Genomic DNA, 19355 nt, shown 5'->3' on the forward strand with positions numbered 1-19355 from the left:
CTCCACGGCTACCTCGGCGACGTCCCACCCGACGAGTACGAGGACACGTTCTACGCTCGTGCCAGGACCGACCAACCCCTGGTCGGAATCCAATAGCCCGAGCCTCTACAGAACCCAGGGCGATTCAACAAGGGTTTGGGATTCAAGTCTGTGCTGGAGATCACCGATGCGCCGGAGGCGTACTCCGAATCCGTTGCCTTCCGATTGGGCAAGGAGAACGCCGTCGACCAGGTCTCGGAACTCTGGACCAGCCTCGACCGTGGCGACGTCCGCGACGTTCCTGCTATGCGCTTCCCATCGCCTATTGCGCACCACCCCGCTACGTGGCGCAGCCTCCAGTCGGATGGCTTCCGCACAGCATTTCGCTTCCCGTTCCACGACGGAATCACGAAGGACCAGCTCGCTGGCCTCGCCCGCCAGTTGCTGACCCTGCCAATGACTAGCGTCCTCTTCCTGAAGCACCTTGAAGAGGTGGTCATCGAAGTCGATACCGCAACAGAAGAGGCGGATCGTCAGTGGTTGCTGGAGCGTCACCGCGTGTCCGATGGTGTGATCGAGCGGTGCAGCGGCCTTGACCAGACCGGCCTCTATCGAGTGGATCTCCTCAACAAGGACGGAGAAGGTGACCGCTATTGGGTGGCGCACAATGCCGAGGTCCAGATTGGCGACAACCGGGACGGGCTCTCCGGGCCGGCATGGGCCGGGGTCGATGTCACAGAGGTCTCGGTAGCAGTGCGGGACGCTGACGATCCCCGCGTCGAGGCGCCGAACCGGAGGTTCCACGTCTTCTTGCCAACACAGGAGCCCTCGGGTTGCTCGCTTCTGGTCAACGGGGCGTTCACCACCGACCTCTCACGGCAGCATGTCCAGGTCGGCAGCTCCCGCGATAACTACAACGGCTATCTCGTTCGTCAAGCAGCCGAGACGTTCGTTCACTTGCTCCTGCCGCATCTCCTTGGACAAGGGGGCCTGCGCTACGTCCTTCGCGTGCTCGACCGCCTCGGCGGAGAGGCTGGCCCTGCGGCCAGCCTGCTGACCGAAGCGCTGGCCCAGCAGCTCTCATCGACTCCTCTCTTTCCTGCCAACGGCGAGACCCTCACCCTCGGAGATGTCGTATTCCCGTCATCACTACTCGGCGAGTCTGGACCTCATTTCACGAAGTTGCTGAAGGCCAGCACTCAGGTCTCCGGGCGACGATTCCCAGATCCAGAGTTCTGCGACGGCGAGCTGACAGCAGTGTGCGCCGACTACGGAGCCACCGCGCTCACTGCCGCCGAATCGCTTCAGACGCTCGCCCGTTACTCGGACCAGTCCAAGACCGCACTTCGACTGGGACCTGACACCCGTTACCGCGTTGACCCGTTACTCGACCTCTGCACGCTCATGTGGGAACGGGCGGACGCGGACGAGCGGCAGGACCTCGAAGCGACTGCTTCCACCGAGCCCATCTTCCCCGTCGGCGAGAACGAAGACGGGACGGTCCGCCGCATTGCTCTCGGCGAAGAGAGCGCCTTCTATCCACCCGCGTCTTCGGCGGAGGAACTTCCGCTCCGTCGAATCCGGTTTCTGGCCCACGCAGTCTGCTGGGGACAGCTCGGTCGCTCCGAGCAGCGTTCCGTCCTCGAAGACCGAATGAAGGCTTGGGACGCACTCTTTAGCATCAAGGAGTTTCGTTTCGAGGAAGTCATGCGCGCCTCTGTGCTCCCTGGCCTCACTCGAACCGGCGGAGTTGATACCGAGCTCAGGGAGGCAAACCGCTCAATCGAAGCCCTCGCAACGATATGCCGCCTTGCCGGCAAGACCACCAAGGCAGACCACCCGCTCCCGATGGGCCGCCTTGGCTCAGACCGCGCCTTCTTCAACCTGAGCCGCCTCGAGGTGCCATGCCGCTCAGATCGCGACGGCGACCTCACCTGGGCGCCCGCTCACCAGGTGTACTTCGGGCGCGACTGGATCGGCGAAGACTCCGTAGAGGGGATCGTCGACGCGATGGCGGCGGCTGGCGAGCGGCTAGACGTCAGGTTCCTGGCAGCACCTGAGGCATTCGCCGCCTACTCCGGCGCGATCGGAGTCCACGCCGACGAGGACGATGGAGCCCACCAACAGCCCGATGACGACGAGGGTGAAGTCGACCTCGAAGACGACACAGACGAAGCATTGGAAACGACGGTCGACGATAGATGGCGCAACTTCTTCGCGTGGCTGGGAGTCAGCCGGGGGTTACGCCTCGTCCACTTCCATGATGTCGATGACACTGGCACGGGCTGGACCAGCACGAAGGGCCTTGGACTCCCCGGCGGTTGGGCCTTCGCCGGTCTGAACGACGCTTGGTCGGACTACCGGGCTGCCTTGATTGGCTCCCTCAAAGCAGACCCACGCTGGGACTCCACAGACCACTACCTCTACCAGGCGCACAACCTCGACCGCCTCGATGAAATCGCCGTCGTCGCGCAGCGGAAGAGCAACGACGTCGCCGCTGAGCTGCTCCAACATCTCGTGCGGAACTGGTCCTCCTACTCTCAGCACACGCAGGCTGAGCTTGCTCTGGTGGGCTCTGGTAAGTGGCCGTCTTCACGCAACGCCCCGCAGCGCGCAACAACCGAAGAGATTGCTACTGGCGGTCCAGACTTCTGGCTCCACCGCCTCCGCAACCACGCGATCTGCCCGACCAGCCACGGCCCGCGTCGTCCGAACCAGACCTGGCGGCGCACCGATGAGCTCGCACGAAGGCTCGGGCGTAGCGGACGCAACGCGGACACTTACCTCCCCGTCCTCAGCCAGCCCCAAGGCGTGTCGGCGGCTCAACTTCGCGCCTGCCTGGACGAGCTCCAAGTTCGTGGCGAGCTGACACCCGCAGCGTTCACGATCGACGACGCACGCGAACTATGCATTCGACTGTCCCAGGTCTACGCCGACGGAGTGACCGAGCAGGTCGCACGCCGAGAACTCCGGCCGATCTACCGGGAGCTATTCGAACTGCTCGCGGGCACCAGCTCCGACGGCCAGATGCCGCTCGGTGATTCTCCGCTCGCCGCGCGCACGTCCGCAGGCATCGCGTTCCTCCCCGCACAGGACATCTTGTACGCATCGGTGTCCGGAAGCCGTGAACGAAGCGGGGTGCAGGATCGCGTACCTCTCTTCGTTCTGGAGGCGGAGCCCGGGGCCAACCGGCCGCTACGCGAGCTCTTCGGAGCACCCCTCCTGGAGCAGGCCTTGGAGTGGAGCGTCCAGCCCGGGGAGCACGTACTCGACGACACCCAAATGGCAAGCTTCCGACAAGGACTGATTGAACTCCTCCCGCCACTTCTCGCACGCCTCAGCGCCGATCGCGCAGACCGAAGCCGCCTCGACAAGAAGGTGCTCACCGAGTTCGCGCAACGGATAGAGCCGGTCGAATCACTCTCGATGAGCTGTGCGTTCCGAGGAGAGGACCTAGGGGGCATCCCCCAGCGGGCCTACCACGTACGCCGCACCGACGCCGACGAGTTCCAAGGCTTCGTCGTTTGGACAGGACCTCCGTGGCCGCCAGTTGCGGAGGACGCTCAGGCTCTCGCGATGGCGCTAGCCGAAGCCCTCGAAGTCAACACGGTCGAGACGTTCCTCTCCTTCATCAACGCCAGCCCCGGGATGCGTCGACAGCTCCTTGACCTTGCTGGTGCATCCGATAAGTGGCAGGAGGTCGCGGAAGAACTCGCCGACGGCGATGACGACTCCGACACGGAGGACGACGGCGCCAGCGCCGAGAGCCGCGAGTTCCAGACCGACGGAGAATCAACGGAGGCTGACGCGGGGACCCGGACACAGGCACCGCCGACGGCGCAGCAAGTCGCATCTCGCGTCCCGCTTCACACCTTCGAGGATCTCCTCATTGACGGTGAAGTCATACGAGTCACGGGAGCAGCTCCCAAGACGTCGACTGGCGGAAGGAGCCATGCTGGTGGATCGACCACAGACGTGAATTCGCTCAGCGGCTCACGCGGCGCCCCACGAGCAGCACAGGGCACCGACCTAAGCGAGCTGGATCGACTCGGCATGCGTATCACGTTCGCGTTCGAGCAGCGTCGTTTCCCCGGACGCTCCACCGCCGTCCTGCCTAGTGACGAGCCCGCACCAAATGCGGACGTACTGATTGTCGACGTCAGCTCCCCCAGCATGATCAAAGAAGCCATCGCCCAATCCGCCGTCGTGAAGGCGGTCTCTGAAACTCTTCAGAGTCAGGGAATCAGCGACCTGTTTCCCGGCTTCGACATCCTTACGATCGACGGAACCGAGATCGACCGCATGATCGAACTCAAGTCCTCTGGAGTCGATGCGCAGGTTCAGGCGATGAGCTGGAACGAGTGGAAGACGGCCGGCGGCAGTGTGCGACACCGCTTCTGGCTCTACTTGGTTGGTAACCTCCGCGCCGACCTCCAACATGCGGCCCCGTTCGTCCGCGCCGTTCAAGACCCCTTTGGCACCCTCGCATCCTCGAAGACAGAGGACGTAATCCGCAAGCGGACAGTTCAGCTCCGCGTCAGAGAGTTCGCAGCAGCCGACGAACTCAAACTGTCGCTCCGGCAAACGCCCGAGTCGGACGACTAACGTGTCGCGAGGACAAGGCGAGGTCACGCGCGAGGGGGCCGCATCCGCAACGGCCGAGTGGGCGAACGACCCTACGACGGTGAAGGAGATCACCCACCCGGGTTTCAATGCCGACGAGCGCGACGGAGGCTTGGCCTTTGCCTGCGACCGAGGGCTCGTGATCTTCGCCTTCGACGGCGGCAACGTATGGTCAATCGACCCTGGCGGAGATCGCGAGCGGGTTCGAGAGATCGAGGCATTCTGGCGCGATAACCGACACCGAAATCGGTCGATCACTCTCGACGATCTCAACGACTGGCAGCGAGCCGCCGTCGGCGCGTTGGTCGCCGGACTCGACAGTGTCGGCCAACTGCCAGAGGCGGAGAGGGTTGGCGTCACCGACATCGCACGGGCTGACTACATCTACATCTTCCTCCGCCGGCATGCTCGCAGCGCGACCCAGGAGGACGCCGCTCGCGGCGAACGACTGGATCATGGAGATGGGCGGTGACGGCGAACTCGCCCACCCATGCCCCATCTGCGGTCGGCCCGCAATCGGCCGAGCCTGGCAGTACAACACCATCTGCGACGAGTGCTACTCGAAGCCCGTCTGCCGAGCCGGGCGTCGCGTAGATGGGCACAACACCTCGCTTGGTGGTGGATTCGAGGCCGCCCACCTCGACGACGAGAGCGTGTGTGACCAAGTGACGCGGGATGGAACAGTGTGGATTGACGGCGTCGAATGCCACATGGGGGAAGCGAAGTTCGGCGGCGTGTTCGTCGGCATTGCGCCCAGGGAGTAGCCCGCACACCTGACTCCTAAGAGCGGCTGCCATCCGGGCACCCGCCCGACGTCAGGAGTCAGTGATGACGATTCCCACCCAGATGAGCCTTCAGGGGTTTATCGCCACCGCGCCGGAGCTGACCTTCACCGGCAAGGGCCACGCCCGGTTCTACTGCCGGGTCGGCATCGAGCAGCACCGCAAGGAAGTCGACGGTTCGTTCACCAAGCTCGACCCGGTCTACTGCGACCTGGTGCTCTTCGACCGTGCGGCCGAGCGGGCGTACCCGAGGTTCAAGCCCGGTGACCAGATCGTCGCCTCGGGCTACGTCCACGAGTACGAGCAGGAGCGCCCCGGCGGTCCCAGTGAAATCCGTGAGCAGTTCGTCGCCCGTCGCATCGGGCACGACTGCGCCCGCACCCGCTACGTCGTGGACCGCAACCCGGCCAAGCAGCCCGACCCACCGACCAACGAGATGACGGTTGTCAACGAGTCTCCCCAGACCGTCGGCATCTGACGGGTGTGAGAACGATGAGCACCGACCTTCACGGCCAGCAGACCCTGCTGGACAACGAGGACGGCGACTCGGAGTACGGCGGTCCCGACGAGGTGTTCGGGACCGCCGACTTCGACGACCAAGACCCGCTTCGCCCGATCAACTGGAACCTGCTCTCGGCTGACGAGGCGATGGCGGAGTGGACCGACCTCGACGCCTGGGTCGGCTGGCTTCGCCTGACGTACGGCCTTCCGCCGACGGTGGTGCCGCCGTACTGGCACCGCCACGACGAGCTCGTCTGGGAACTTTCCGCCCTGCACACCCACTGGCTCAACGCGTACAACTCCGAGGGCACACCCTCGGGGCCGATCGGGTGGCATCGCGACTTCGCCGAGTGCCGCAACCGGCTGCGCGAGTGGGTCTCCACGGCCGGCTGCCGACTCGACCGTGATCGTCCCACGAGACAGACCACCTGGCCCGGCGAAGCCCTCCGCGAGACCGGCGGCGAGGTCGAGGTCGTCGACCGCTACGCCGACTTCCTCCTGTTTGTGCGCGACGACGTCGCCGCCCGCCGATCCATCGAGGAGCAGGTCCGCACCGCCTCGTAGCGCGTTCGCAGGATGTCCACCACACCGAGTTGTCCACAGCTTGAACAACTCGCCGCGAACGACCCCGCCGCCAGCCGCACGGTGGTTGGTCGTGCCCATTCCACCGAAAGGCATAGCCCATGCTGCTTGCCCACGCAGTCACCCTTGTCGAGGCCCGCTCCCATATCGCAGCTCTCGCTGATCACGCCCATACCGTCGAGGCCTCCTCCGCCTTCGAGCGTGCCCTCATCGAACTGGACTGGGCTCACGGCGACGACGTACCCGCTCTCGACACCTTCGGTATCACCGACGACCGCGACATCCTCATGGCGGTCGCTGTCTCGGCTGTCCAACAGCTCCTCGACTACGGCCTCGATGCCCTCCAGATGGAGCTGCTCCTTGCCGCGCTGGAGGACGCCCGGGCACTGGACGAGCCCTGATGTACGGCGAGAACAGCGCACTACTGCGCGCAGAGCTGTCGTCGCTGCTGAAACAGCACCGTGTCCAGCTCCGGATCGGGGGTGGTGGCACCCACACGGTCCCGGTCACGACGACCGAGGCTGAGCGCCGCCAGATCGGCGAGCAGATCCGCCGCTACCGGCAGTCCGCCCTCGTGTGGTGCCAGGAGGCCGTTGCAGCTGTGGCACCACGGGCGGCCAGCAACCTGAACCCGACCGTCGCGAACCCGTTTCGCCTGCCCGCCATTCAGCACGGCGGATTGGCAGCCTTAGGGAACGCCCTCAACCAGACTGTCGAAGCATCGACCGCACGCCTGCCTGGCCTGGAGGAGCTGATCACTCCTCACGACCTGCCGATGGTCGAACACTGGCGACAGATCGCCCGTGCCGCGGCGCTGGGCGAGCAGGACTTCGAAGCCGGGCTCGACTACGGCAGCCTCGACACCCGGCAGACCCAGACGCTCATCGGCGACGTCGCCGCCACCGTCCGTGCCCTGATCGTGCTCGACCGGCGCTACTCGACGATCCCCGGTTGGGAGAAGCTCCACCGCTCCGACCGGCTCGGCTGGGCAGCCTTGGCATGCGCCCTCGACGCCAGCCTGGAGCCGCCCGACTATGCGATCGACATGCGCGGCTGGCGCCCCAAGACCAAGATCATCCCCGGACCCGCCAAACCAGGTCTACTCGGAGTACTCCAGGCCGAGCACAACCTCGTGATTCGGATGCAGTCCTTTCCCAGCGCGACGAACCTGCGCCTCGTGGTCGACTCACAGCGACTCCTATCCCAAGGACTCGCGAAGCTGGCCGCAAAGATCGACCCGGACCTCCAACAAGCGTGGCTCAGTCGGGCACAGACCTACCTCGATCTCCAACACGAGTTGCGCGAGGTCGGTGGCCAGGTCGGAACGGGTGGGCTCGCGGTAGTTGAGGGCGCCAACGCTGTCAGCAGGCTCAGAGCGGTCCGCCCCGACGCAGGCTTCGACCGGCGCGTCCTGCACGCGTTCACCACTCTCTTCACCCAACTCGACACCCGGATCGCCGACGTTATCGACGCTGGCATCAAGCGAAATCTCTACTTCACCCGGATGAAGATGCCGCGCATCGTCGAGAACAGCGGCCAGATGGTTGCGCCACCCAGGGAGCGCTACATCCCGCTCGGCGAGACCGACCACACCCCCATCGTCGAACTCGTCCGCGACCGACTCCGCCCGACGCCCGAGCCGCCATCCCCGCCGCGAGGTGCCGCCCGGAGCCGAGCCGAACTGCATTCCGCGATCGTGCATCGTCCCAATCCTGGTGGCAGCACGCTTGGCATGTAACGCGGCGGACAGACCGCACGTGGACGAAGATCAGCCCATGGCCGAAACGATCTGGGAGCGACTCGAAGAGTGCGTGCAATACCTCGCTGAACCCTTCCGAGCCTCCGAGATCGTCGGTTGGTTCCGCCATCACTACCCGGACGTGAAGGAGCAGTCGCTCCGGGCGCACATACAGGGCGCGACCTCGAATGCTTCCGCCGCATCGCGAGGCATGTTTGCGAACCGAGAGCCGCTCATCACGCGGGTCGGACACGGTCTCTACCGCCGCTCGGATGGGGACGCGGAGCCTGTCCGCGGGCGTCAAGAAGGCCAGCGCAACACGGCGATTCAACAGAAGCCGGACGAAGTGAACATCGAAGTGGCCGTCGAGAGGTATCTCCGCGATCGCGGCCCGAGTGCTCGGTACGCGTCCTTCGACTACTGCTTCAACCACTTCCAGCAGCACCGGACGGCGGTCGCAGTTTGGGGTGACCCCACCGGCATGGAGGTCAGTTGCCTGCAGCTCGGGTTCTACCTGGCCAGTTGGGGCATGCTGCGAGGCTCCTCCGAGCTGCTCCAGCGAAGCGCCCGACATCTGGTGCCCCTCGTTGAAACCATCGCCAGCATTCCGCCGGCAGTCTGGGACCTCGACCTCGACGCCTACGACGCTGAAGGCATCGAGCTGGTGTACCGAGCAGCCCTTGACATTCGTAGTGCGCTCCGCCCGGTCCAAGCGTCCGACATTCTGGTCACCAAGGTGATGCTCGGTGTCTTCGGCTGCGTCCCAGCGTTCGACACCTACTTCAAGAAGGGCTTCGGCGTCTCAACCTTCAGCCAGGGATCGCTGCGGCGGGTCGGCGAGTTCTATCGAGCGAACGCTCACACTATCGATGCGCTGCGCCAGCCCACTCTCGACTTCACGACTGGCCAGCCAACTACGAGGCTCTACACCCGCGCCAAAGTCGTGGACATGATCTTCTTCATCGAAGGCGGGTACCCGGGCAGGGCACACGCGTCAGGCGATTAGGGCCATGCTGCGCACCGCCGCCAGATCGGCCTCCACCGTGTCGGATGGGTAGCGGCGTAACGTCGACGAAACCTCCGGCAGGCCTTGCCGTCAGTCCATATCGCGCTTCCTCCTCGGAGCGAGAGACTCCAGGATCTCGGCGGTCACCGGGTCGACTGTCTCGTCGGGCTCGATGTAGTGCTGCTTGGTGATCTTCGATGACGTGTGCCCCAACAACTCGGCCGCCAGATCGGGGCCGCTGGCGCGGTCTAGCACCGTCGCTACCGTGCGCCGGAACGCGTGCGGCGTGACGTCGGCGATGCCAGCCTCAGCCAGGATGGTCCGCAGACGGCGACGCACGTTGTTCGTCGTCAGGGGGGTGTGGTTCCGGCTGAAGAACAGCAAGTGCTCGGGCGGTTCGTCGACCACCGCAACGAGGCGCTCGCGCAGAACCTCGGCTGTGAAGCTCGGGACCGACACCACCCTTGTCGACTTCTCCGTCTTGGGGTGGTTCTGCCGGTAGGTCGGCCCACCCGCCGGCGAGATGATCGTGCCGCAGATGCGGACCGTTGCCGGCGACTTGGTTACGTCGACATCGCACTTGCGCATCGCGAGCACCTCGCCGATGCGCCCGGACGTGCCGAGCATGACCTCGATGATCTGCTCCAACTGCCCGTCGGGCTTCGGGCCGGATAGACCTTCGCCACGCCGCCATGCACGGACCGCCGTTCGGATCGTCTCGACCTGGTCGACCGTAAGCGCCATCGCCTGCGACGGCGGCTTGTGCATCTTGGCGATGCCGCGCACCGGGTTCTCTTTCAGTGCGTCGTACCTGACGGCCAGGCCGAACGCGAGGCTCAGGACGGTGCGCGCCTGCTTCGCACTGCTGTAGCTCTTCGTGGAAGCGAGCTTCTTGATGAACTGGTCGACACTGCGCACGGTTACCTCGCGCAGCGAGTTGTTCTCGAAGGCTGGCATGACGAGCTGGCGCATGTTGCGCTCATACAGCGCGCGGGTGCTCGGTGCGAGCCTGCCCGTGAGGTCAAGGTCGGCGAGCCACACCTCGACGAGCCGACCGAAGGTGCTGTCGGCCGACAGATCGCGACCTCCGGCGGAGTAGCTGTCGCGGCGCGTGAGCTTCTGCTTTAGGGCACGCTCGGCAGCCTTGCGGGTGTCGCCAGTGGCCTGGACAAGACGGAGCTGACCGTCGTCGTCGCGGAACCGGACCCGGGCTTTGGTCTTGCCGTTGGGTGCGGTTATGTAGGTGAACTCACCGAAGGTGCCGATGGCGGTGCGTGGCCGTCCCATCTCAGATCACCGCCCTTACGGTTTCCCGCCGGGCCGAGGTTCGCGCTGGGCGTCTATCCAGGCGAGCACGTCGCTGCGGGTGAACTTCACATGGCGCCCTACGCGGACGCCGCAGGGACCCTTGCCGTCCACGCGCCAGTCGTAGATGGTCGTGACCGGCACGCCGAGGTACTCGGCGAGGTCCTCGATGCTTAGCAGCGGTTCGAGTCCGCTGATCGGGTGGAATTGGGTCTTCATGCCCTGTAGGTGGGCTGGACGCTCCGAGCGGCTCCAAGGCGCCCCGAGACGGTCCATGCCAGTTCTCGGCGCGGGCCGCCGGGCACACCTGCTGGACGAGTAGGTGATGACTTTGTGATGACCGAGTCAAGTTAGAAAGCTTTCAGGCTCGGTTCCCCAGAGGGAACCGAGCCTGAAATTCGTAGCGGGGGCAGGATTTGAACCTGCGACCTCTGGGTTATGAGCCCAGCGAGCTACCGAGCTGCTCCACCCCGCGTCGGTGAACAGAACGTTACCGGACCAGTGCGGGACTGCCAAAACCGGGTTCGGTGACGGTGGTCTCAGGCTTGGTCCGGGCCCTGGTCCGAGGACTGGTCCAAGGTCTGGTGCGACGTCTGGAAGACGTCGGGACGCCAGACGTTCATCGCGCTGGTGAAGGCCGGCGGGTCGACGACGCGGCGGTCGACCTGGACCGGGGCGAGGCCGCGGCGTACGAAGACGATCGCCCAGTCGGGGCTGGTCGGCTCGGAGCGCACCTCGATGACGGTGGTGTCGTTGGTCAGGTCGAAGGTGCGGCGCTCGTCGCCCAGGCGCAGGTGGAGCACGCCGGACTCGAGGCGGACCTCGGAGGTCCGGCCACCCAGGAAGATCACGACGAACGCCGCGATGAGCATGACGAAGACCGGGACGAGCAGGACCGCGGAGAAGCCACCGGCGATCAGCAGGACGGCCGACGTCAGGGCCGCAGCGACGGCGATGCCCCCGGCGACCCGCATCGGGGTGCGGTGGGTGCGGACCTCGGCGAAGTCACCAGCGGACGCCGGGGCCAGGGCCGCGGCACCGGAACCGTCGTCGCCGGCACCGGCCCCGGCGGTGCGCTGCTCACGGGCGGCAGGCTCAGGCTCCTCGGGGGCCGCGTCGGTCTGCTCGGCCGCAGCCGCCTGCTGCTCGGGGCGCAGGCGCGACGCCAGGCGTCGTCCGAGGCCGGTGAGCGACGCCGGCGCCAGGCCCGGCGTGGCGGGGGTGCGTGGAGCGTCAGCGCGCTCGGTCGTCGCGGGCGGCGGCAGCACAGCGGCCCGAGCAGGCGGGGGCACCGGACGCGCGGAGCCGGGCTCCGACTCCCCCACGGTCTTGTCGAGGTCGACCCCTCCGGTCGTCGTGGCGGGCTCGGCGACCGAGGCGTCCGCGGGCGGCTCGGTCTCGGCCCGTACGGCGGGGGCCGGCTCGGGCTCCGGCTCGGGCTCCGGTGCGGCCGGGGCCTCGACGGCGACCGGGAGCGTGGCGGGCCGGGGCACGGCGAGCAGCCGGGCCCGTGCCTCGGCGAGTTGGATCGCGAGGTCGGCGGCGCGGGTCTCGGCCTCGGCGCGGGCCTGGGCGTGGCGGGCCGCGGTGCGCTCGGCGTCGGCACGGGCCTGGGCCTGGGCGGCGGCCTCGCGCTTGGCGCCCGAGAGCTGCTCCTGGGCGATGCGCAACGACTCGCGGTGCTCGCTGAGCAGCGACTCGGCCTGCTGGTGGACGTCGCGCACCCGCAGCTCGGCCTCGCGGCGCTGCTGCGCGGCGGTCTCGGCGATCAGCGCCATCTCGCGGGCCGACTCCTCGGCCTCGAGACGGGCACGGGAGGCCTTCTTGGCGGCGTCCTCGACCGAGGTGCGCAGCTGGTTGGCGAGCCGGGCCTCCTCGGCGGCCGAGGCCGCCTGCTCCTGGCTGATGGCAGCGATGCGGTTGGCCTCGAGGACCAGCTCGATCTGCTCGCGGGCCTTGATCTCGGCCTGCTCGCGCCCCAGGAACGCCTGCTCGGCGAGCTCGGCCTTCTGGGCGGCCGCGGCCTCGGCGAGCTGGCGCTGCTCGAGCGCACGCGTGGTGAAGGCGGTGAACTCCTCGGCGCTCGCGATGGCGGCCTCGGACACCTCGCGGGCCCGCAGCTCGGCGTCCATGGCCGCGGCGTGGGCCTCGGCGGCGAGCCCGGCGTGGCGGCTGGCGGCGCGCTCGGCCTCACCGCGGGCGCGGGTCTGCTCCTGGGCGTTCTCCTGCAGCACCGAGCGCTCCTGCTCGACCTGCTCGACGAACGTCGCGAACTCGGCCGCCGAGCGGCGCGCAGCCTCGGCGGTCTCGCGGGCCTGCTCCTCGGCACGGGTGCGGTCGAGCAGCGCGACCCGCGCCAGCTCGGCCTGCACCGCGGCCGCCTCGTCGGCGGCGCGGCGCGCCTCGGCCATCTCGGCGACGCGGTCCTCGATCGCGCGTCGCTCCTCGAGGGCCTGGCGGGCGAACGACGCGTGCTCCTCGGCCGCGGTCGCGGCCGCGGCCGCCACCTGCTGGGCCATCTCGGCGGCCCGGGTCGCCTCGACGTGCGCCAGGCGGGCCAGCTCGGCCTGCTCGGCGGCGATCTCCTCGGCGCGGGTGCGGGCCTTGGTCTGCTCGGTGGCGACCGACTGCAGCTCGTCGCGGTCGAGCCCGGCGCGCCGGACGAACTCGGCGTACTCCTGGGCCGAGGCGCTCGCGCTGTCGGCGAGGTCGCGGGCCCGTTCCTCGGCCTGGGTGCGGGCCAGCATGGCCTGCTCGGCCAGCGCCGACTGCTCCGCGGCCGACTGCTCGGCGGCACGACGTGCATCGGCGAGCTCGGTGAGCGCCGCCTCGGCCGTCTCGCGCTCGGCGAGGGCGTGGCGGGCGAACGCGGCGTGCTCCTCGGCCTTGGCCGCGGCCTGGTCGGCGGTGCTGCGAGCACGCAGCTCGGCGTCGCGCGCCGCCTGGTGGGCCTCGGCAGCCAGGGTGGCCTGGCGCTGGGCGGCCTCCTCGGCGGAGGTGCGAGCCCGGACCTGCTCGCGGGCGATCCGCTCGAGCCGCTCACGCTCCTCGTGGGCCTCGCGCAGCATCGTGAGGTGCTCGTCGGCGGCCACGACCGCGGCCTCGGAGAGCTCGAGCGCGCGGCGCTCGCTCTCGGCGCGGTCGGCCAGGGCCTGCTCGGCGAGCTCGGCGAGGTACTTGGCGTTCTCCTCGGCGCGCGCCCGGGCCGCGGAGGCCTCCTGGGCGTTGAGCGCCTCGCGCCGGGCGGCGGCCTCGGCAGCCTCGCGCTCGGCGAGGGTGCTGACGACCCGCTCGGCGAGCTCAGAGGCGTGCCGCTCGGCCGAGGACCGCTTGGCCGACTCGGACTCGGCCAGCTCGACGTGGTCGCGGGCCGAGCGCTCGGCCGCCTCCCGGGTCAGCGCTGCGCGGGTCGCGGCCTCCTCGGCCTGCCGGCGCTGCTCGGCGTACGTCGCCGCCGCGGCCTCCGCGACGGTGCGGGCCTCGTGGGCGGCCGCTGCTGCCTCGGCGTGCTCCTTGGCGAGCCGCTCGGCGACGGTGCGGGCCTGAATCGCCTCGGTCGCGAGCTCCTCGGCGACGATCCGCTCGGCCGCCTGCTCGGCCGCGGCCATCTCCGCGTCGCGGCGCAGCTTGGCTGCTTGCTCCGTGGCACTGGAGTAGGCGGAGGACGAGGACATGGGCTCCGGGGTTCTGGGAGACGGACGTGAGACGCGATCCGTCAGGGGACGGGTGCAGGACGGGCTACAGGATGCAGCCCGAATCCTACCCACCTGCGCGTCCTCCCGGAGAACGAGCCGAGGGTCTGGCTCCGGGAGGACCCGCGGATCAGCTCGCGGGCGTCGTCGCGGGCGTCTGCGACGCCGAGGCCGTCGGCTCGGTCGTCGCGGCGCCCGTCGGCTGGTCGGTGCTGCCGGCGCTGGGCTGGCCCGACGGCTCCTGGGTGGGCGCCTTGTCCGGGTCGGCGCCGTTCTCGATCTGCTGGCGGTAGCCCGCCACCCGGTCGAGCGCCTTGCGGGCCAGGTCGACCTGCACCAGGTAGCCGGCGAAGTCGCCCTCGGACTTGAGGGTCTCGGCCCTGGTGAAGGCCGTGATGGCGGTGTCGAGCGAGGCGTCGAGCAGCTCCTGCAGGGTCTGCCCGGTGGCCGGCGGGTTGTTGGTGCCGTCGGGCGGGTTGGTCACCGTGGGCGAGCCGCCGTAGAGGTTCTTGATGGCGAGCTGCAGGTTGGTGCCGTAGCCGATCTCGTCGCCGTACTTGACCAGCACGTAGCGCAGCTCGGGGTAGCTGGCGTTGCTGCTCTGGTTCTGGGCGTAGACCGGCTGGACGTACATCAGCCCGTCCTCGACCGGCAGGGTCAGCATGTTGCCGTAGGTGATCTTGGCGCCGCTGACCTTGAGGGGCTGCAACGCGGCGTTGATGTCGGTGTCGTTGACGAACTCGTTGGCGACCTGCCCCGGGCCCGACGTCTGGTCGTTCTGGTTGTCGGAGTCGGCGTTGCTCAGCTCGAGCACGCTGAACCTGCCGTAGTCGGGACTGGTGCCGTCGGAGTCGACCGACACGAAGGACGCCAGGTTGTCGCGGTTGAACGGCACGTAGACCGAGGTGAGCGCGAAGTTGGACGCCGCGCCGCTCGTCGACGGGACGTCGGTCGACGAGTCGGCCGCACCGGTTGCGGTGTCGCCGACGAAGAGCCGGTAGGGCGCCTGGAACGTGCTGGTCGCCTGCGGGTCGACCGGCACGGCCCAGCGGTCGTTGTTCTCGTACCAGTCGTTGGCCGACTGCACGTGGTAGCGGGCGTACTGGTAGCGCTGGACCTTGAAGAGGTCCTCGGGGTAGCGCACGTGGTCGAGGAGCTGCTCGGACATCTCGTCCTGGTCCTTGACGCTGCCGGGGAACACCTCGCGCCACGCCTTGAGGATCGGGTCGGTCTCGTCCCACGCGTAGAGCGTGACCTCGCCGGTGTAGGCGTCGACGGTCGCCTTGACCGCGTTGCGCATGTAGTTGATCTCGTCAGTCGGCACGGTCTGCAGGCCGGTGTTGGTCTGCAGGGCGTCCTTGATCATGGCGTCGAACGACTCACGCTGGGCGTTGGGGTAGCGGTCGGTCGTGGTGTAGCCGTCGACGATCCACAGGATCTTGCCGTCGACCAGCGCCGGGTAGGCGTCGGTGTCGACGTTGAGCCACGGCGCGACCTTCTCGACCCGCTCGCGGGGGTCGCGGACGTAGAGGACCTTCGAGCTGTCGTTGACGCGGCCCGAGAGCAGGAAGTTGGGCTCGCCGAACTTGATGGCGAACATCAGCTGGTTGAAGGTGCTGCCGACCGAGGCGTCGCCCTCGCCGCCGTAGGTCGTGGCCTCGCCGAGGTCGGAGCCCGGGACCGGCAGGTTGAGCTCGACGTCGTCGGCACCGGCGTCGGCCTTGCCGACGACGGAGTAGTCGGGGCTGCGCTCGCCGTAGTAGATCCGGCTCTCGTAGGTGTCGAGGCCGAGCGCCTGGGTGAGGTCGTCCTCGCTGCCGCGGCCCTGGGCCCACTCGATGCGCCCCGAGGTCGCGGCCGAGGAGTCGGTCGTGGTGTCGGCGCTGAACGCGTCGGTGCGGTCACGCTGGTTGGCGTAGGCCGCGATGATGCCGGCGCCGTGGGTGTAGACGGTGTGCAGGTTGGACCAGTTGCGGGCGTCGTCGCTCAGCCCGGCCTGGTCGAGCTCGCGCACGCCGAGGACCATCGCCCGGTCCTTGCCGTCGACGGTGTAGCGGTCGACGTCGAGGACTGGCGGCACCGAGTAGTAGCCGAACTGCTGCTGCAGCGCCTCGAACGCCGGCGACACGAGCTTGGGGTCCATCACCGGCGTCGTGCTGGTCGCGCTGAGCAGGTTGGCCTGGACGACCTTCTGCAGGTCGGTGTTGGGCGAGTACGGCGTCGGCTCGACGTCGGCGATGTCGTAGGCCTGCCGGGTGGCGTCGATGTTCTTCTGGATGTAGGGCGCTTCCTTGTCGGCCTCCGACGGCTTGACCTGGAACTGCTGGACGACCGCCGGGAAGATCATCCCGATCAGGATCGCCGAGAGCGCCAGCAGGGCCAGGCCCACCGACGGCAGCTGCCAGGTGCGGCGCCAGACGTTGAGGAAGAACAGGACCGCGCAGATGACCGCGACGGCCATGAGGATGTTCTTGGCCGGCAGCACGGCGTTCTCGCCCGTGTAGTTCATGCCGGTGAAGAGACGGTTCTTCTGGGTGACCAGGTCGAAGCGGTCGAGGTAGTAGTCGACACCCTTGGCCAGCACGAAGATGCCGAGCAGCACCGACAGCTGGGCCTGCGCCGAGCCCGAGAGCCGGTCCTGGGTGGCCTGGAGGCGGATGCCGCCGTAGAGGTAGTGGGTGACCAGGGCCGCGATGATCGCGAGCACCATCGTGGCCATCGTGAAGTCGACGACGAAGTGCCACCAGGGCAGGTCGAAGAGGTAGAAGCCGATGTCCTTGTTGAAGTAGGCGTCCTGCGACCCGACGGAGGACCCGTTGCGCCACAGCTGGTAGGTGCGCCAGTGGCTGAGCCCGGAGGCTCCCGCGAAGGCGCCCAGGACCAGGGCGATGCCGACGACCAGCCAGGTACGGATCGGCGTGACGACGTCGCGGTAGCGGTCGAGGCTCGACTGCTCGCGCGACGTCGGCCGGAACAGCGGCCGGAACCGGTAGGCGAGGTAGATGTTGAGCGCGACCGCACCGCCGAGCAGGGTCCCGAAGAGCAGGAACAACACGACCTTGGTCCACAGCATCGTGCTGAAGACCTGGCCGTAGCCCGCGGACTGATACCAGAGTCGGTCGGTGTAGATCGACGCGAAACCGGTCAGCGCGAAGATCGCGAGGATGAGGGTCACCGCCGTGATCAGCAGGGCCCGTGAGCGCCCGCCGGATGCGCGCGGGGGCGGGGTGGCCCGGGGGTCGTCGTCGAACAGCTCGCTCACGGCGTCTCGTCCTTGTCGTCGTGCGTGTCGGTGGTGCCGAGGGGGTCAGGGATGTGGGGGGCGTCGGTCGTGTCGTCGGTCGTGTCGTCGGTCGTGTCGTCGCTGAGGGTGGCGTGCAGCAGCTGGAGCAGGCCGGGCACCAGGTCGAGACCGCCGACGACCGAGGTGTCGTGGTCGTGGGCCCTCAGGCGCAGCGCGCAGTACGTCGAGCCGGTGCGGGTCGCGCCGGCGACGATGCGGACCTCCTGGCGATCGGGGTGCTCGCGGGCGAAGGCCTGCGCGGCCGCGACGTCGTCGGGCAGCTCGTCGTCGGAGCCGGGGGGCAGCACCAGGCGCTCGACCATCACCGCGCACCCGTCGACGGTCGGGGGCCACAGGATCGACTCGAGGACCTGCTCCAGCGGCGTCGTGGGGTCGGCCATCTCCTGCTCGACCGCGGTCAGCGAGCCCCGCTCGGCGTCGGCGTCGAGGCCCATCGCCGCGGCCAGGGCCGGCTCCTGGACGACCAGGCTCGCGGTCTCGACCAGGGCGTAGAGCCGGGCCGGCTGGTCCCAGCCGTCGCCGGCCAGGTGGCGCTCGATCTCGATCACCGCGCTGGCCAGGGCCGGGTCGGCCTCGAGGTCGCCCCAGCGCGGGTCGGCGGTGAACGCCTCCTCCCCCGCCGGATCCCCCGCCGGATCGCCCGCCGGATCGCCCGCCGGATCGCCCGCCGGATCGTCCGCCGGTGCGGGCTCGGTGTGGTCGGTCTCGCTCATGAGGCAGCTCCGGAGAGGATGGCGGCAGCGTCCTCGCAGGACGGCAGGTCGGCGGGGTCGTCGTCGGCGGCGTACTTCTCCAGCGCCTGACGGACGTCGTGCATGGTCTGCGCCATCACCAGGCGCATGTCGCCGTTGTCGGCGCCCAGGGCGTCGGCGCAGTTGTCGATCGGGACGAGGAACAGCTCGGCGCCGTCGTCGCGGGCCCCGGCGATCTTCTGCTGGATGCCGCCGATCGGCCCGACGGTGCCGTCGGGGGCGATCTCACCGGTGCCGGCGATCTCGTGTCCCCCGGTCAGCGACCCCTCGGTGAGGGTGTCGTAGACGGCGAGGGAGAAGATCAGGCCGGCACTGGGGCCACCGATGTTGGGGTTGATGTTGATCTTGACGTCGAAGGGGAACTTGTACTCGGCGACCTCGGGGGTGATCCCGATCAGCGAGCGCCCGCCCTCGGTGACCGGCACGACCGAGACGTCGAGGTCCTTGCCGTCGCGGGTGATGCCGACGGTGAGCGGCCTGCCGGCCGGGCTGTCGCTGATGAGCTTGACCAGCTGCCCGGCGTCGTCGACCTTCGTGCCGGCGACGGTGCGGATGACGTCGTCGACCTCCAGCACCTTCTCCGCCGGCTTGCCCGGGGTCAGCGCGGTGATCGCCAGCACCTGCGGGACGTCGATGCCCATCTCCGACAGCGCGACCTCGACGGCGGCGTCCTGCGAGGTCGCCATCTGCAGCTGGCCCTCCTCGCGGTTGCTCTCGAGGGTCTCGCCGTCGGGGTGGACGACGTCGTAGGGGTAGACCGCGTTGTCGGGGTTGGCCCACGTCGAGATCAGGTCGACGAGGCTCTCGCCGCCCTTCTCGCCCTTGACCGCCGCCGGCGACACCTGCACGGTCGTCATCCGCAGCTGGCCGTCGTCGGGGTACGTCGTGGCGCCGTCGACCTGGATGACCTCGGCGTCGGCCCCGTCGGTGCCGAGCACGTCGATGGTCGTGCCGGGCTGGTAGTAGGCGTAGGGCAGCGGGCTGGTCCAGGCGTAGACGAACAGCGCGATGACCGCAGGGATCGCGATCACTGCTGCGATCAGGCGCTGACTCATGCGCACCAGCCTCTCATCCGGCTCCAATACGGGTCC

Annotated in this window: 13 protein-coding genes and 1 tRNA gene; 7 read left to right on the plus strand and 7 right to left on the minus strand. The window is 68.3% G+C overall.

What is annotated here, in order from left to right:
- Window positions 1-150 precede the first annotated feature (150 nt).
- The 7 genes from FZC61_RS09475 to FZC61_RS09510 all read left to right on the plus strand — a co-directional run bounded on the left by FZC61_RS09475 (window position 151) and on the right by FZC61_RS09510 (window position 9211).
- Window positions 151-4584 carry a protein NO VEIN domain-containing protein gene (locus tag FZC61_RS09475; protein WP_148613936.1) on the plus strand — a complete coding sequence of 1478 codons (4434 nt, stop codon included), beginning with the start codon at window positions 151-153 and terminating at the stop codon, window positions 4582-4584.
- 79 nt (window positions 4585-4663) lie between these two features.
- On the plus strand, window positions 4664-5074 hold the full coding sequence (locus tag FZC61_RS09480; protein ID WP_148613937.1) for a hypothetical protein: 411 nt from the start codon (window positions 4664-4666) through the stop codon (window positions 5072-5074).
- 356 nt (window positions 5075-5430) lie between these two features.
- On the plus strand, window positions 5431-5862 hold the full coding sequence (locus FZC61_RS09490; protein WP_148613939.1) for a single-stranded DNA-binding protein: 432 nt from the start codon (window positions 5431-5433) through the stop codon (window positions 5860-5862).
- Window positions 5863-5876: 14 nt separating this feature from the next.
- Window positions 5877-6449: a hypothetical protein gene (locus FZC61_RS09495; protein ID WP_148613940.1), complete on the plus strand. Its 573-nt coding sequence runs from the start codon at window positions 5877-5879 to the stop codon at window positions 6447-6449.
- A gap of 119 nt (window positions 6450-6568) precedes the next feature.
- Window positions 6569-6868 carry a hypothetical protein gene (locus FZC61_RS09500; RefSeq protein ID WP_148613941.1) on the plus strand — a complete coding sequence of 100 codons (300 nt, stop codon included), beginning with the start codon at window positions 6569-6571 and terminating at the stop codon, window positions 6866-6868.
- Entirely contained in the window at window positions 6868-8205 is a 1338-nt protein-coding gene (locus FZC61_RS09505; RefSeq protein WP_148613942.1) for a hypothetical protein, read from the plus strand. Before FZC61_RS09500 ends, FZC61_RS09505 begins: the two co-directional genes overlap by 1 nt.
- Window positions 8206-8242: 37 nt before the next feature.
- Window positions 8243-9211: a DUF7669 domain-containing protein gene (locus FZC61_RS09510; protein ID WP_211357194.1), complete on the plus strand. Its 969-nt coding sequence runs from the start codon at window positions 8243-8245 to the stop codon at window positions 9209-9211.
- 90 nt (window positions 9212-9301) lie between these two features.
- Here the strand turns inward: FZC61_RS09510 and FZC61_RS09515 are convergent, their stop codons facing one another.
- From FZC61_RS09515 to FZC61_RS09545, 7 genes are all read right to left on the minus strand, one after another.
- Entirely contained in the window at window positions 9302-10498 is a 1197-nt protein-coding gene (locus tag FZC61_RS09515) for a tyrosine-type recombinase/integrase (RefSeq protein WP_148613943.1), read from the minus strand.
- A gap of 15 nt (window positions 10499-10513) precedes the next feature.
- A complete protein-coding gene (locus FZC61_RS09520) occupies window positions 10514-10735 on the minus strand; it encodes a helix-turn-helix transcriptional regulator (RefSeq protein ID WP_148613944.1) in 222 nt (73 codons plus the stop codon).
- A gap of 182 nt (window positions 10736-10917) precedes the next feature.
- A tRNA-Met gene (locus tag FZC61_RS09525) sits at window positions 10918-10991 on the minus strand.
- A gap of 64 nt (window positions 10992-11055) precedes the next feature.
- Entirely contained in the window at window positions 11056-14190 is a 3135-nt protein-coding gene (locus tag FZC61_RS23030; RefSeq protein ID WP_170286049.1) for a hypothetical protein, read from the minus strand.
- A gap of 148 nt (window positions 14191-14338) precedes the next feature.
- Window positions 14339-17470, minus strand: coding sequence for a UPF0182 family protein (locus FZC61_RS09535; RefSeq protein ID WP_148613945.1), 3132 nt, complete (start codon window positions 17468-17470; stop codon window positions 14339-14341).
- Window positions 17467-18225: a PPA1309 family protein gene (locus FZC61_RS09540; protein ID WP_211357195.1), complete on the minus strand. Its 759-nt coding sequence runs from the start codon at window positions 18223-18225 to the stop codon at window positions 17467-17469. The genes FZC61_RS09535 and FZC61_RS09540 overlap by 4 nt, the downstream gene beginning before the upstream one ends.
- The gene (locus tag FZC61_RS09545) at window positions 18222-19319 is read right to left on the minus strand and encodes a YlbL family protein (protein WP_148613946.1); all 1098 of its coding nucleotides are present in this window, start codon (window positions 19317-19319) and stop codon (window positions 18222-18224) included. The genes FZC61_RS09540 and FZC61_RS09545 overlap by 4 nt, the downstream gene beginning before the upstream one ends.
- Window positions 19320-19355: the final 36 nt, after the last annotated feature.

This window comes from Nocardioides rubriscoriae (assembly GCF_008087085.1).
Lineage (GTDB): Bacteria > Actinomycetota > Actinomycetes > Propionibacteriales > Nocardioidaceae > Nocardioides > Nocardioides rubriscoriae.